Annotated in this window: 14 protein-coding genes; 12 read left to right on the top strand and 2 right to left on the bottom strand. The window is 48.0% G+C overall.

The features are described 5' to 3' along the window. Nucleotides 1–133: 133 nt before the first annotated feature. The 5 genes from CA832_RS14815 to CA832_RS14960 all read left to right on the top strand — a co-directional run bounded on the left by CA832_RS14815 (nt 134) and on the right by CA832_RS14960 (nt 4,243). Nucleotides 134–664 (top strand): hypothetical protein, encoded by a 531-nt coding sequence (locus CA832_RS14815; protein WP_158211948.1) that lies wholly within the window; start codon nt 134–136, stop codon nt 662–664. Between the two features lie 584 nt (nt 665–1,248). After that, complete coding sequence (locus tag CA832_RS14810; RefSeq protein WP_088342420.1) at nt 1,249–2,061, top strand: RHS repeat-associated core domain-containing protein; 813 nt, start codon at nt 1,249–1,251, stop codon at nt 2,059–2,061. Further along, on the top strand, nt 2,058–2,630 hold the full coding sequence (locus CA832_RS14805) for a hypothetical protein (protein ID WP_088342419.1): 573 nt from the start codon (nt 2,058–2,060) through the stop codon (nt 2,628–2,630). Before CA832_RS14810 ends, CA832_RS14805 begins: the two co-directional genes overlap by 4 nt. Nucleotides 2,631–3,093: 463 nt before the next feature. Then, complete coding sequence (locus CA832_RS14800; protein ID WP_317042294.1) at nt 3,094–4,023, top strand: RHS repeat-associated core domain-containing protein; 930 nt, start codon at nt 3,094–3,096, stop codon at nt 4,021–4,023. 4 nt (nt 4,024–4,027) lie between these two features. After that, a complete protein-coding gene (locus CA832_RS14960) occupies nt 4,028–4,243 on the top strand; it encodes a hypothetical protein (RefSeq protein ID WP_143542408.1) in 216 nt (71 codons plus the stop codon). 39 nt (nt 4,244–4,282) lie between these two features. On the opposite strand, the gene CA832_RS14795 is transcribed toward CA832_RS14960, so the two are convergent. Beyond that, a complete protein-coding gene (locus tag CA832_RS14795) occupies nt 4,283–4,621 on the bottom strand; it encodes a helix-turn-helix domain-containing protein (protein WP_088342417.1) in 339 nt (112 codons plus the stop codon). A 146-nt stretch (nt 4,622–4,767) separates the two neighbouring features. On the opposite strand from CA832_RS14795, the gene CA832_RS14790 reads away from it, so the two are divergent. The 5 genes from CA832_RS14790 (at nt 4,768) to CA832_RS14770 (ending at nt 9,842) form a co-directional block, all read left to right on the top strand. After that, on the top strand, nt 4,768–6,357 hold the full coding sequence (locus CA832_RS14790; protein WP_088342416.1) for a hypothetical protein: 1,590 nt from the start codon (nt 4,768–4,770) through the stop codon (nt 6,355–6,357). A gap of 45 nt (nt 6,358–6,402) precedes the next feature. Beyond that, entirely contained in the window at nt 6,403–7,338 is a 936-nt protein-coding gene (locus tag CA832_RS14785; RefSeq protein ID WP_158211947.1) for a tyrosine-type recombinase/integrase, read from the top strand. Continuing rightward, nucleotides 7,328–8,227 (top strand): tyrosine-type recombinase/integrase, encoded by a 900-nt coding sequence (locus CA832_RS14780; RefSeq protein WP_088342414.1) that lies wholly within the window; start codon nt 7,328–7,330, stop codon nt 8,225–8,227. The genes CA832_RS14785 and CA832_RS14780 overlap by 11 nt, the downstream gene beginning before the upstream one ends. Nucleotides 8,228–8,281: 54 nt before the next feature. Then, the gene (locus tag CA832_RS14775; protein WP_198944496.1) at nt 8,282–8,800 is read left to right on the top strand and encodes an ORF6N domain-containing protein; all 519 of its coding nucleotides are present in this window, start codon (nt 8,282–8,284) and stop codon (nt 8,798–8,800) included. An 838-nt stretch (nt 8,801–9,638) separates the two neighbouring features. Further along, the gene (locus tag CA832_RS14770) at nt 9,639–9,842 is read left to right on the top strand and encodes a hypothetical protein (RefSeq protein ID WP_088342413.1); all 204 of its coding nucleotides are present in this window, start codon (nt 9,639–9,641) and stop codon (nt 9,840–9,842) included. Here the strand turns inward: CA832_RS14770 and CA832_RS14765 are convergent, their stop codons facing one another. Beyond that, on the bottom strand, nt 9,843–10,358 hold the full coding sequence (locus tag CA832_RS14765; protein WP_088342412.1) for a hypothetical protein: 516 nt from the start codon (nt 10,356–10,358) through the stop codon (nt 9,843–9,845). Nucleotides 10,359–10,577: 219 nt separating this feature from the next. On the opposite strand from CA832_RS14765, the gene rpmH reads away from it, so the two are divergent. Then, nucleotides 10,578–10,736, top strand: a complete 159-nt coding sequence (gene rpmH / locus CA832_RS14755) for a 50S ribosomal protein L34 (RefSeq protein ID WP_088342410.1) — start codon at nt 10,578–10,580, stop codon at nt 10,734–10,736. A 92-nt stretch (nt 10,737–10,828) separates the two neighbouring features. Beyond that, nucleotides 10,829–13,681: a carbamoyl-phosphate synthase large subunit gene (gene carB / locus CA832_RS14750; protein WP_088342409.1), complete on the top strand. Its 2,853-nt coding sequence runs from the start codon at nt 10,829–10,831 to the stop codon at nt 13,679–13,681. The last annotated feature ends 4 nt before the right edge of the window (nt 13,682–13,685 follow it).

Here is a 13,685-nt window from a genome sequence, read left to right as displayed (position 1 = left end):
TCCAAGAGAATACCTGGAAGAATATTCAAAGGAGAATGTACCCTTAAAACATCAATTTGTTTAATTTACCGCTGTACGAAAAGGGGTAAGTCTTCACTATAACAGCGCCTATAGTAAAATTGAAATTATGAGTATGACCAAGTTATTGGTATTTGTAGTTTTGACTGGATTTAATCTAACAGGGCTCGCACAACACCAAGAAAAAGAAATTGTTCTTAAGAGTTTGGAGATTCAAAACCGCCAATTAACTCCAATCCTAGACAGTATAGTTCTTCATGAAAAGAAATGTGACTATTATAACTGCAAGTTGACATTCGTTATCAATGTTAAAACATCGACATTTAATCCGTCTTTTACCATTGAATCAATACCAGACAGGAACCTAGCCTTTAACTTGGAACCTTATGGATTCTTTTACAACAAAGGTCATTTGTTTATTGTTGATGGGGATATAGCTGAGGAGTTATTTGCAAGGCAGAAAGAATCAATGAAGTTCAAATTTTTAGAATATGATACTTCCTTCGAAGAATATGATTCTGAGGGAAGGAGAATTTTAAGAGTGGTTACGGATGATTCATTCACTATGTGGGAATACAGAATAACGGGAGACAAGATTGTATTTGTTTCGGGATATTCTTTATGCGGATCAGAAGAAAAACAGTAACCATATTTTGCTGCTTTTCCAAATCAGTACTAGAAGCTTTTCTCGCTCTGACAATCAAAGTTGTTCTTGATCGAAAAGTGAAGGAGAATAGGATCTTAGATAAAAACCGCCTTCGGGCGGTTTTTTCATTGGCACTTATAAGTAACAAAAGTGTCTTATCATGCACAACGCATGAACCAAAAATTTTAACATTTACAGGGCTTTTACGTTTTTAATAAAAAAAGTCCTTGACCTGGTTGTCTATTCTATAGAAGATATACTAACTTGGTTAATCGACGGGGCAATTACTACCTGCTCGCCATCTCGCCATCTGCTCGCCACTACCGGAATGGCGAGGATAAGCTACACAACCTGAGTGCTTTAGAGGCAACTCGCCGCAATAGCTAAAAAATTAAAGACCATAAAGAAAATATCTCACATATAGACTCAGAACAACTTGTTCAGTAGTCAAAAACATACGTTCTTTTACATATAAGCTGTCGTAAAACTGAAAAAGGGAACCTGCGTAAACCCCTGCCACGATTGAAAAAAAGGGTGTAAACGACTACCCCTTCGGCCTCCAACATAAAGGGTACAATAGCGATGTGTCATCACTAGGGAATTCCGTGGCTCTAAGGTGGAAGTTCGGGGATAAGGAATATGATGAAGCCCTGGGCCTTGAAACCTATGACTTCGGTGCCAGGAATTATGATCCGGCAATTGGTAGGTGGATGAATATAGATCCGCTTGCGGAAGATATGAGGAGGCACTCGCCTTATAACTATGCTTTTAATAACCCCATTATATATACTGATCCTGATGGAATGTCGCCTTTATTGCAAATAATCAATTTGAATGGCGAAATAATTTATGACGATGGGACAAATGATGGAGATGTAAATGTCGCACTTACATTCAATAGTGAACTAAGCGAAGGGGATCAGCAGCTCGAAATTACCAAAGCCGGAAAACTTGTGGGTGACGATGGCCTACTTAATTTTTATGTTGATTCCCAAATAAAGAATGCTACTCCTGACGCAGATTTTGGAGAGGTCACCGTTTCTACGGATGCGAAAGATAAATCTGAAAGATATGAGACTAGTATAGGGGGATTACAAGTAGTAAATGACAAGGTTGTCAAAACTCCTACTGATGAAAAGACACTAAGTATATCAGTAGACAGAGATAAAACGGAGCATACTACCTTGAATAATGTTTATAACCTAAGAAGCACCCTCGAACATGAAGAAGGGCACATTTCACAAAGAGGTGAGACTAAGGTTTTTAATAACACTAAAGAGTTTGTGAAATATCGGGAGGAAAGTGCGTATAAAAAACAAAAGCAATCCCCAACTTTTTCTAAAACAACACAAAAATATAAGGACGAAGTTAACAAACAGCAAAAGGCTTTGGAATGATAAAAATTGAAGTTAAGAATGTATTGATCGTACTATTTTCAATTCTATTAATTTCTTGTACAGATCAGAAAAGAGAAAAAATCTCAATTGTAGTGACCGATATTGCCGAGTGTAGTAATTGTGTTATGCCTTCAAGTTGTATACGTCTGTTGTTCCATGAAATTGAGAAAGAAACAGAAATTGATTGGTCGGCATTTAATCTACTGGAAGGGGATCATCCAGAAAGTGAATTACTAGATGAATATGAATTAGATGAACTTCTAGAGATGATTGATAAAGACCAATTAGTTGTTGAAAATGCCGAGGGTCACAGAAGGTTTTTCTCTGACATAAAAACATTCAAAAATGAAACTATACCAGTTACATCTATTTTTGACATATCTGAAAAAGGTGGAACACTTCAAAGATTGAAGAGTGGACAAGATATCGGGAGAGTAATATGCTTAAATCTTAATCGCCTCAAAATAAATGAGGATGACAAAAAAATTAAGGTGTATTGGTTAGTAAAAGACAAGTCCAAAGGTGAAAATGGAGTAGTATTAAGCTCAAACTGGATAGCTATGGAGTAGAAGTATTCTACTGAATCATGGAATATCACTTTTTACGTGAACAGTATGCCTGAATTAGAATCTTAAAACCGCCCGAAGGCGGTTTTTTCATTGGCACTTATAGGTAACAAAAGTGTCTTATCCTGCACAACGCATGAACCAAAAACTTTAACATTTATAGGGCTTTTACGTTTTTAATAAAAAAGTCCTTGACCTGGTCGTCTATTCTATAGAAGATATACTAACTTGGTTAATCGACGGGGCAATTACTACCTGCTCGCTACTACCGGAATGGTGAGGATAAGCTACACAACCTGAGTGCTTTAGAGGCAACTCGCCGCAATAGCTGAAAAATTAAAGACCATAAAGAAAATATCTCACATATAGATTCAGAACAACTTGTTCAGTAGTCAAAAACATACGTTCTTTTACATAAAAGCTGTCGTAAAACTGAAAAAGGGAACCTGCGTAAACCCCTGCCACGATTGAAAAAAAGGGTGTAAACGACTACCCATTCGGACTGCAACACAAGGGTTACAATTCGGTGGTCAACGGAGTGGAGAATAATTACCAAACCTTCCAGGGAGTAGAACTCAGCGAATCCCTTAATTATAACATGCTGGAATTCGACCTACGCCACTATGACCCCGTATTGGGGAGATTCGTTACAACGGATCCATATAAGCAATTCAGTTCACCTTATATTGCCATGGGAAATAATCCTGTTGTGGCATTTGATCCGGATGGCGGGAAATGTTTTGATGCCAATGGTAACGAAGTAGCATGTCCGGATGATGAAATGTATGATGAGTATAGGGACAGTGATAAACAGAACATAACGCTGTTGGATGAAGTAGAAGTCTTGAGTTCAGAGTCCAACCAAGAAGATAGTGGTGAAACAGAAGAGGAGACATTCAATGTAAACGGGCCGATAGGTTTACAGGTTCTACCAGCAAAGCGAACCCTATTGGGTAAAGTTGTTAGTACATTAGAGCCGAGAACTGTTACCTTAAATGGATTTACCTATAGAGTTGATGCCAGTGGGGAAATAACAGGACTACAACCACTCGGAGGACTCGGAGCAATTGGCTTAATAGGAGGAGCATATAACCCAAAAGATTTATTAAGAATTGCTAAGGCATTAGATAGAGGGGGATTAACCAAAATAGGCAGAGCCCTTCAAAAGCATGGGAGCCGCCCTGGATCGAGATTTCCTCAAGCCGTTGGGAATCCTGCAAGCATTAATGCGCAAGGTGAAAAAGTTCTCAGTAATATTTTGAATAATCCTGGTTCTAAAGCTACAGTTAGACATACTGGTCGATTTGGTGATGTTCTTGAAGTTGTAGCTCCTAATGGACAAGGTGCAAGATTTTCAAAGGATGGTAAAGAATTTCTAGGTTTAATTAATAGATAAGAATATGAGCGCCTTTCAAGTACAAATAGTTGATTTACCGGACAGAGAAAATTTAGTAGCTGAAATATGGATGGGAGATAATCAGTTGTGCGAAATAAATGCTGAAAAAGACAATTTGGAGATAGAATTTTTTGAGCATGCAATAAAAAGAATGGATTGTGATGATTTTTTAAGTGCACTAACGGAAGCCAGATCCCGGCTATTAGAAACTAGACAGTAATAATAAAACCGCCCGCCGAGGCGGTTTTATTATGCCCTTTCACGAAGCATAGGCCTTTTTAGCCTTAGCGTCTCTCAGGAAGGCATCGAGTAGGGCAAAGAGGTGGGCCCGGTCTTTTTCGGTGAGCAGTTCAAAATCCTGTAGGCGCTCTACCATGCGTTTATCAAAGGAGGGATTAATTACATCACCCACCAGGTAGTCCAGGGAAACGTCAAAGACATCCGCGATATTTTTAGCGGTCTCCACTGAAGGAATAGCCTCGCCTCGCTCGTACTTACCGATAGCCTCCCGGGAGGCACTGATCTTACCGGCCAGTTCTCCCTGTGACCACCCTTTTGTCTTGCGAAGCTCCGTGATTCTACTACCTATTTTGGTCATAATCCTAAGCTAAAATGTATGATTATACGCTCTTTAGTCAAAGATACGGTAAAAAAGTAGGTAAATATAGCTGATAGTGGTTGGTGATATGTTTATGATTTTATAGTTTTGTGTCCAATCGTACACACAAAACTTTTTTATTCACCATGCTGGACACCAGCCACCCGAACCACTACCGGTTTACAACCACCCACCTGGAGATCCACGTACTGGGCGGGGTTCGGCTGAGTCACCTCGAAGCCCTGCGTACGACCCTTTCCTTAAATAAAACCGGCGATCATATAAAACTGCGCCACAACCTGGATTTATACAATGACAACCAGGTGGAGAAGCTGGTGCGAAAAACCGCTGAGCGCCTGGAGATAGGCACCAGCATCATTCGCAAAGCGCTCCAGGAACTCACCGATGGGTTGGAACAGTATCGCCTGAGCCAACTGGACAAGGAGCAGGTCCAGGTTCCGATCCCGGAGCTTACCGGTTCCCAGGAGAAAGCCGCCATCCGTTTTTTAAGGTCAAAAGACTTACTTGAAAGGACCAATGAGCTTATCGGGCAGTCGGGAGTGATCGGTGAGGAAACCAATCGCCTGCTGATGTACCTGATCTTTACCAGCCGCAAGAGCGCCAATCCGCTGCATTGCATCAGCCTGGGAAGCTCCGGGGCAGGCAAGACCCACCTGCAGAGCAAGGTGGCCGAGCTGATCCCACCCCATGAGATCATCGACATGACGGTACTCTCAGAAAACGCTTTTTACTACTTCAATCGCACGGAGCTGCGCCACAAACTGATTTTGATCGAAGACATGGACGGGGCGGAAGGGGCTTTATACCCATTGCGGGAACTGCAATCCAAACGCAGTATCACCAAACGGGTGAGCCATAAGGACCGCAGCGGCAATACCAAGACAATTAAACTCACCGTCGAGGGCCCGGTATGCGTAGCGGGGTGTACCACCCAGGAGAGCATCTATGAGGATAACAGCAACCGTAGCTTCCTATTATATATCGATGAGAGCGAGGCCCAGGATCAGCGTATTATGCAGTACCAGCGGGCCGTATCTGCGGGACAGATCAATGAGCATGCCCAAGAAAAAGCCATCCGCCAGCTGCGAGAAGCACAAATGATGCTGCGCCCAGTTAAGGTAATTAACCCCTTTGCCTTGCACCTGGAACTGCCCAAAAGCGTGTTTAAGCCCCGGCGCACCAATGCACACTACCTGCAATTTATAGAGGCCATCACCTTTTACTGCCAGTGGCAGCGCGAGAAGCAGTACGATGCGGCGACCGGAGAAGAATACATCGAGACCACCCTGGAGGATATTAAAGCGGCAAATAGGCTGATCACTGAGGTCCTGCTTCGAAAGAGCGATGCCTTAAACGGTGCCACCCGCAACCACCTGGAATGCCTAAAGGCATATTTAGAAAAGAACAAACAGCGCTCCTTTACCAGTGCGGAGATACGGCGTAACCTTCGTGTGAAGGAGACCACCCTTAGGCGCTACAACAAGCAATTATTAGGCGAGGGCTACATCGGCAGGGTGCGGGAGGGTGATACCAAGAGCTACTGCTATGAGATCCTCGATACGCGGGAATACGACAGCCTTAAAGCCCAAATCGAACAGGCATTAAATTCTTGTCTCACCGCACTGCGGTGCGCCACCTCGCCAGGAGCTCGCCACTGCGAAAATGGCGAGGATAAGCCGAAGAGGGTGAGGGGTTTAAAGGCAACGCGCCACTGATTTTTAAAAATGAACCACCATAAAAGAAAAAGCCCTGCGATTGCGATGAAAAAACTCCGCCTACAGAATGAGAGCTACCGGGTGCTAGTCTCCAGCTTTAGGGACTGGTTGGATGTACTGGGTTATGCAGAGAGTACGGTGTATTACCTGCCCAATCACCTACAGGAGTTTTTTTACGCGATGGAGCAGGCTGGGATCACCGGGATAGGGCAAATCACCTCAAAAACAATCAGAGCCTATTACGAGCAGCTGCAACAGCGGGCCAACGAGCGGCGGGCTGGGGCTCTTAGCAAAGCGTATTTAAACAAACACCAGCAGGCTTTAAAGAAGTTTAGGGAATACCTGCGCCAGCACGGGGTGCAAAGCGCCCTGCAGGTGCACCTAAAGGCGGAGCGAGATCCCGGCCAGGCGCGTAGCCACGTACTCACCCAAGCAGAAATCAAACGCCTTTTTAAAGCCACCCGAAGCAGCCATCCGAAATCACAGTACCGCAAGCGGGACCGGGCCATACTGGTCTTGCTCTACAGCGCGGGACTCCGAAGGAATGAGGCGGTTAGCCTGGATGTATCGGACATCCTTTTTGACAGGCAGCGCATCTACGTAAGAAAGGGCAAGAACTACAAAGAGCGCTTTGTTCCGGTGAATGCCTATAACCTGGATATCTTACAGGATTACTTGTACGCATCCCGCCCCCGGTTCAATATCAAATGCGATACGGAAGCCTTTTTGCTCAACCATCATGGTACGCGCCTTCTAGGGATGAGCCTGGCTCACCGCCTGCAAGCGATGGTACAGGCGGCCAACGATCCGGAAATCTCAGAGAAGCAAATCACCCTGCATACCCTGCGCCACTCCATTGCCACCCACCTTTTAGAGCAGGAGGTACCGTTAGAGAAAATCAAAACCTTTTTGGGTCATAGCTCGCTGGAGTCCACCCAGATCTATACCCACCTGTTAGAGAAGATGGAAGATGGATTATGAGCAGTACCTAAAAGGGGAGGGCTATACCCTTAAAACCATCGAGGGCAAGCTGCGAGCGGGGGAGCTTTTTAAAAAGTGGTGCAAAAGGCAAGCCACGCCCCCCGAGGCTATCGATTACAAACTGTGCCTTAAATACATCCAATACCTCCAGCGGAAAGGCAATACCAAAAGGACGATCAACCACAAGTTGGGGAGCCTTAAAACCTATTTTAAGTACCTGATCAGTGAGGCCCGGCGAAGCGACAATCCCCTGGAGGATGTAAGTGTAAAGGGCGTAGTGCGCAAAGTGCATCACAACCTGTTGGAGCCCGACGAGCTGGAAGACCTTTATTACTCGTTCCCTACCCGGAATATCAAAGATCCTTACCATCAGCTTACCGCCCAGCGCAACCGGGTGATGGTAGGACTGCTGGTCTACCAGGGACTCAAAACCTCGGAGCTGATCCGCCTGGAGGTGGAGGACGCCCTGCCTCATAAAGGGAAAATCTACATCCGAGGAAGCCGTAAAAGCAATGCCCGTACCCTGGAGCTCAAACCCTGGCAGGTGCTCGAACTACAGGAATACGTGGGCCAGACCCGGGAATCCATAGTTGAGAGGAGAAAGGTTACAAGTGATCGGCTCTTTATCCCCGGCAATGCCCGGCTGGGCAATACGCTCTTGCACATTGTAAAGAAACTACGCGCCACCAATCAAAAGGTGGTAAACGTACACCAGCTGCGGGCCTCAGTGATCACCCATTGGCTCAGCCAATATAACCTTCGGGAAGTGCAGTACCGCGCCGGCCACCGCTATATCAGCTCTACCGAGAAGTATCTGCAGGACGATCTGGAGGGCCTGCATGAGATGGTAGACCGCTTCCATCCGATCGGGGGAACTAGCGATCACTGATTGTGATATCAAGACAAATGAGATACTTTTAAAACTGAAATACCCACCCCTGTTATGAGTAAAGAACTGAGCATCCCCAATGAGGTTATCATCAAAAGAATCCACGCCGTAAGAGGTCAAAAGGTTATGTTGGACAGGGACCTGGCCGAGCTCTATGGGGTGGAAACCAAACGACTCAAAGAGGCTGTAAGGAGAAATATAGATCGCTTCCCGGAGGACTTTATGTTTGAAATGACTAAGGAAGAGCTGGCCCATTGGAGGTCGCAAATTGCGTCCTCCAATCCATCGGATAAGATGGGACTGCGCTATCCACCGTTCTGTTTTACCGAATACGGCATCCTGATGCTCTCCAGCGTACTGGGAAGCGACAAGGCCATTGCAGTGAACATCCAGATCATAAAGACCTTTGTGGAGCTGCGCAAGCTGGCCAACAATTACCAGGAGATCATGAAGAAGATCGAAAAGATGGAATCCCAATACAGCCAGCAGTTCCAGGAAATCTATCAGGTCTTGCAACGGCTGATTGAAAAACCAAAGGATCCTCCCCGCAAGCCTGTAGGCTACAAGAAATAACTCCCCAGGGTAAAAAACCCCCGCCGCTCGGACCCTCGCGGCTCGCCCGGTCTTTTTTACCCCTCACGCCTCCCATGCTACGGGCCTAAAGGCCCTTTCCAAAGCTATGTTTACATAACGTGGCATTACGGCTCTCCCTGTCGGGGGCCGTAATCACATTATGTAAAATAGCCGCTATCCCCCGCACGCAGACCCCAACCAAAGAGGAGCAATAGGGCATTATTCAAGATGTGTGCGTGTCATGACAAACACTTTACATGGCCGTGACGCTCAATCGGCGCTCGGCCTAGCGCTTCGCCCCCGACCGGAAGGCAAGTTCCGGCCGCGTCCGAAACGTTTTATTACCTGCTTTGGGAGCAGGTGGCCACAGGCCAGGCAAGGGCCTCCCCGGGCTGTCCTTTTAAACGAAAACAGAAAAATATAGCTTGGTTCCGCTCGATTCATCCGACTTGACGCTTAAGGGCTATGAATCTTAAAATAGGAGGAACCATGAACTTAAATCTGTTATCTATTTTGATCTTCCTGATCTACCTGACTCTGCTTCCAGGGCAGCGATTACGAAACTTTGGATACTTCCTAAAGACCGTTCTAGGTGTCCTGCCAATTACAAAGGCACTTGAGGCGATTGCTAGGGCTAGAAAATGTAGGAAAATTAGTAATAAGCCAATTGATTAAACCGTTATCTTTAGTCCGATAACATACGTTCTTTTACATATAAGCTGTCGTAAAACTGAAAAAGGGAACCCCCTCAAACCCCTGCCACGATTGAAAAAAAGGGTGTAAACGACTACCCCTGTGGTATGTGCTGGGGGCCGTCAGCGTCTTATGCCTTTATCTGGTGATCTTCCGCAAGGACTGGCGTAAGGAGGTGCCGCTGCAGGAGATCCGGAGCCTGAAGCGCAGCCGTGCTTTTGGCCGCGACCGGTACAGCCTTAAACTGAAGAACGGGAAAACCAGGGACCTTCACGGTCTGCCCAACCGGAAGCAGGCTGAGGCCCTGATCGGCATGCTGCAAAAAGAAGGGATCGAAGTTCCTGCCTGATCAGATGCGCTTCATCTGCTGCTGCATCATCCGGATCTGATCGGTAAGCATGTTGTTTTTGTCCAGTTTCTTGGCTTCGGACAGCAGGGTGGTAGCCTCCCGCTTGCGCCGTTTCTGCATGGCGATCCCGGCCAGGCTCAACTTGGCCATAGCCACGTCGTAGTCCATATTCAGGCCAAGCTTCAGCGCTTTGCGAAAGTATTTCTCGGCCTGGGTGAGGTTCTTCTGGGAGTAGATAATCCCGTGCAGGTAATTGTAGTACCCCCGCTGCTTGGTGGTAAGTGCAGCTTTGGGGCTTTTGATTTTCGCCAGCCATTTTTCCGTGCCCTCCAGGTCTTGTTTGCGCATGCGCAGGAAGGCCAGCAGGATAATCTCATTGCGGTAATAGAGAAAAACAAAGATGCCCGCCAGCAGGATCAGGGCAATGCCGTTTCCGATCTCGCCTTCTACAAACTGGTATCCGGCAAAGCCAACCAGGGCGGCTGCCAGGATCATTTTTATATTCTTGTTGAACATGCGTCTTAGGATTATTTGGATGGGTCAATTTCGGCTGGTTTCCGACCCGCTCAGGCCACTTGTTCCGGCCATGGGGGCTGGCCCGGACCCAGAGCACAAAAGTAGTAAAAACTCTTCGAAAAAAAATGGCACTGCATTTGGGATTGCCAAAACTCTTCGTATATTTGCGCCCAGAAAATTCGAAGCCTTCGGGCCGCATTCCCGGGAAAATTTTTCAAGATGAAGAGAACATTTCAGCCATCCAAGAGAAAGAGGAGAAACAAGCACGGTTTCCGTGAGCGCATGGCGTCGGCCAATGGTCGGAAGGTGCTGGCCCGCAGAAGAGCCAAAGGTCGTAAGAAACTCAGTGTATCTTCAGAGCCGAGGCACAAAAAATAAATGGGATATCCTGTTAACAACTTTAAAGGTGTTGCTTTCCGAAAGTAACACCTTTTTTTTATCCTTGAACCCCGAAAACCCAATCCCTAAGCATGCCAAGAAGAAAAGACATCAACTGCATCCTGATTATAGGCTCGGGCCCCATTATCATCGGCCAGGCCTGCGAATTCGACTATTCCGGCTCCCAGGCCCTGAGATCCCTCCGCGAGGACGGGATCAAAACGGTCCTGATCAACAGCAACCCCGCCACCATTATGACGGACCCTTCCATGGCGGACCACGTATACCTGTTGCCCCTGAACACCAAATCTATCGTGAAGGTGCTCAAAGACCACCCGGAAATCGATGCAGTGCTCCCCACCATGGGAGGTCAGACCGCCCTAAACCTCTGTATTGAGGCCGGCGATAAGGGCATCTGGGAAGACTTTGACATTGAGATTATCGGGGTCGATATCGATGCCATCAACATAACGGAAGACCGGGAGAAATTCCGCGACCTTATGGAGCGTATCGGGATTCCCATGGCCCCGCAGGCCACCGCCACCTCCTTTTTGCAGGGGAAGGAAATCGCCCAGGAGTTCGGCTTCCCCCTGGTGATCCGGGCAAGCTATACCCTTGGGGGCGCGGGTGCCTCCATTGTGTATAAGCCGGAGGATTTTGACGAATTGCTGAGCCGCGGCCTCGAAATTTCGCCCATCCACGAGGTGATGATAGACAAGGCCATGATGGGGTGGAAGGAATACGAGCTGGAGCTCCTTCGGGACAAGAACGACAACGTGGTCATTATCTGTACTATCGAGAATATGGACCCTATGGGGATCCACACCGGGGACTCCATTACCGTGGCCCCGGCCATGACCCTCTCGGACCGCACCTTCCAGCGGATGCGGGATATGGCCATCAAGATGATGCGCAGCATCGGGGATTTTGCCGGCGGGTGTAACGTGCAGTTTGCGGTTAGTCCGGACGAGAAGGAAGACATCATCGCCATTGAGATCAACCCCCGGGTTTCACGCTCCTCTGCCCTGGCCTCGAAAGCTACGGGGTACCCCATTGCCAAGGTTGCGGCCAAACTGGCCATAGGCTACCATCTGGACGAGCTGGAAAACCAGATCACCAAGTCTACCTCGGCCCTGTTCGAACCCACCCTGGACTACGTCATCGTAAAAATCCCCCGCTGGAACTTCGATAAGTTCGAGGGGGCAGACCGTACCCTGGGCCTGCAGATGAAAGCCGTAGGGGAGGTGATGGGCATTGGCCGGTCCTTCCAGGAGGCCCTCCACAAGGCCACCCAGTCCCTGGAGATCAAACGCAATGGCCTGGGAGCCGATGGCAAAGGGTATACCGACTACGATACCATTATCCAGAAGCTCACCTACGCCAGCTGGGACCGGGTATTTGTGATCTACGACGCCATCCAGCTGGGTATCCCGCTCAGTAGGATCCACGAGATCACCAAAATCGATATGTGGTTCCTCAAGCAATACGAGGAACTCTATCAGCTGGAAAAGGAAATCAGTAAATACTCCGTGGAATCCCTCCCGAAAGCCCTCCTGCTGGAAGCCAAACAAAAAGGGTTTGCAGACCGGCAGATTGCCCATATGCTGGAGTGCTGGGAGAGCGAGGTCCACAAAAAGCGAATGGCCCTGGGCATCAAGCGGGTCTACAAGCTGGTGGATACCTGCGCCGCCGAGTTCCGCGCCATGACCCCCTATTACTATTCCACCTTCGAAGAGGAAATCGAAACCCCGGATGGGGAGCGCTATGTGGCCAATGACAGCGAGGTCACCGACCGCAAAAAGATCGTGGTCCTGGGCTCGGGCCCCAACCGGATCGGGCAGGGGATTGAGTTCGATTACTGCTGCGTGCACGGGGTACTCGCCTCCGCGGAATGCGGGTATGAGACCATTATGATCAACTGTAACCCGGAAACGGTTTCCACGGATTTTGATACGGCCGATAAGCTCTACTTCGAACCCGTTTTCTGGGAACATATCTATGACATTATCCTGCACGAGAAGCCGGAAGGCGTCATTGTGCAGCTCGGGGGGCAAACAGCCCTGAAGCTTGCCGAAAAACTGGATAAATACGGGATCCGCATCATCGGAACCAGCTTCGAAAGTCTGGACCTTGCCGAGGACCGGGGCAGCTTCTCGACCCTGCTCAAGCAAAACGACATCCCGTACCCGCAATTCGGGGTGGCCGAAAGCGCCGACGAGGCCCTGGCCCTGGCAGACGAGCTTAAATTCCCCTTGCTGGTACGCCCTTCCTATGTGCTTGGAGGTCAGGGGATGAAGATTGTGATCAACAAGAAGGAGCTGGAGGCCCACGTGGTGGATTTGCTTCGTAAAATCCCGAATAACAAACTCCTGCTGGACCACTACCTGGACGGGGCTATCGAGGCCGAGGCCGATGCCATCTGCGACGGGGAGGATGTGTATATTATCGGTATCATGGAGCATATCGAACCCTGCGGGATTCACTCCGGGGATTCCAACGCCACCCTGCCGCCCTTTAACCTGGGCGAGTTTGTGATGCAGCAGATCAAGGACCATACCCGCAAGATTGCCCTGGCCCTCAACACGGTAGGTCTTATCAACATCCAGTTTGCCATCAAGGACGACAAGGTGTATGTGATTGAGGCCAACCCCCGCGCCTCCCGTACGGTACCCTTTATCGCCAAGGCTTATGGGGAGCCTTATGTGAACTATGCCACAAAGGTGATGCTGGGGGAGAAGACTCTCAAGGACTTTACCTTTAACCCCAAACTGGAGGGGTATGCCATCAAGCAACCGGTCTTCAGCTTCAACAAGTTCCCGAATGTCAACAAGAACCTCGGTCCGGAGATGAAGAGTACCGGGGAGAGCATCCTGTTTATAGACAGCCTGAAGGACGATGAGTTCTACAACCTCTACGCCCGCAGGACCATGTACCTGAGTAAATAACTGA

It is taken from the genome of Robiginitalea sediminis (assembly GCF_002198115.1).
GTDB classification, from domain to species: domain Bacteria; phylum Bacteroidota; class Bacteroidia; order Flavobacteriales; family Flavobacteriaceae; genus Robiginitalea; species Robiginitalea sediminis.
This window is presented reverse-complemented; position numbering and strand designations above follow the sequence as displayed.

What these genes read in the sequence shown, in the direction of transcription:
- CA832_RS14815 (WP_158211948.1), top strand. Translation starts at nt 134, where the DNA reads ATGACCAAGTTATTGGTATTTGTAGTTTTGACTGGATTTAATCTAACA.
- CA832_RS14805 (WP_088342419.1), top strand. Translation starts at nt 2,058, where the DNA reads ATGATAAAAATTGAAGTTAAGAATGTATTGATCGTACTATTTTCAATT.
- CA832_RS14960 (WP_143542408.1), top strand. Translation starts at nt 4,028, where the DNA reads ATGAGCGCCTTTCAAGTACAAATAGTTGATTTACCGGACAGAGAAAAT.
- CA832_RS14795 (WP_088342417.1), bottom strand. Translation starts at nt 4,621, where the DNA reads ATGACCAAAATAGGTAGTAGAATCACGGAGCTTCGCAAGACAAAAGGG.
- CA832_RS14790 (WP_088342416.1), top strand. Translation starts at nt 4,768, where the DNA reads ATGCTGGACACCAGCCACCCGAACCACTACCGGTTTACAACCACCCAC.
- CA832_RS14785 (WP_158211947.1), top strand. Translation starts at nt 6,403, where the DNA reads ATGAAAAAACTCCGCCTACAGAATGAGAGCTACCGGGTGCTAGTCTCC.
- CA832_RS14780 (WP_088342414.1), top strand. Translation starts at nt 7,328, where the DNA reads ATGGATTATGAGCAGTACCTAAAAGGGGAGGGCTATACCCTTAAAACC.
- CA832_RS14775 (WP_198944496.1), top strand. Translation starts at nt 8,282, where the DNA reads ATGAGTAAAGAACTGAGCATCCCCAATGAGGTTATCATCAAAAGAATC.
- CA832_RS14765 (WP_088342412.1), bottom strand. Translation starts at nt 10,358, where the DNA reads ATGTTCAACAAGAATATAAAAATGATCCTGGCAGCCGCCCTGGTTGGC.
- rpmH (WP_088342410.1), top strand. Translation starts at nt 10,578, where the DNA reads ATGAAGAGAACATTTCAGCCATCCAAGAGAAAGAGGAGAAACAAGCAC.
- carB (WP_088342409.1), top strand. Translation starts at nt 10,829, where the DNA reads ATGCCAAGAAGAAAAGACATCAACTGCATCCTGATTATAGGCTCGGGC.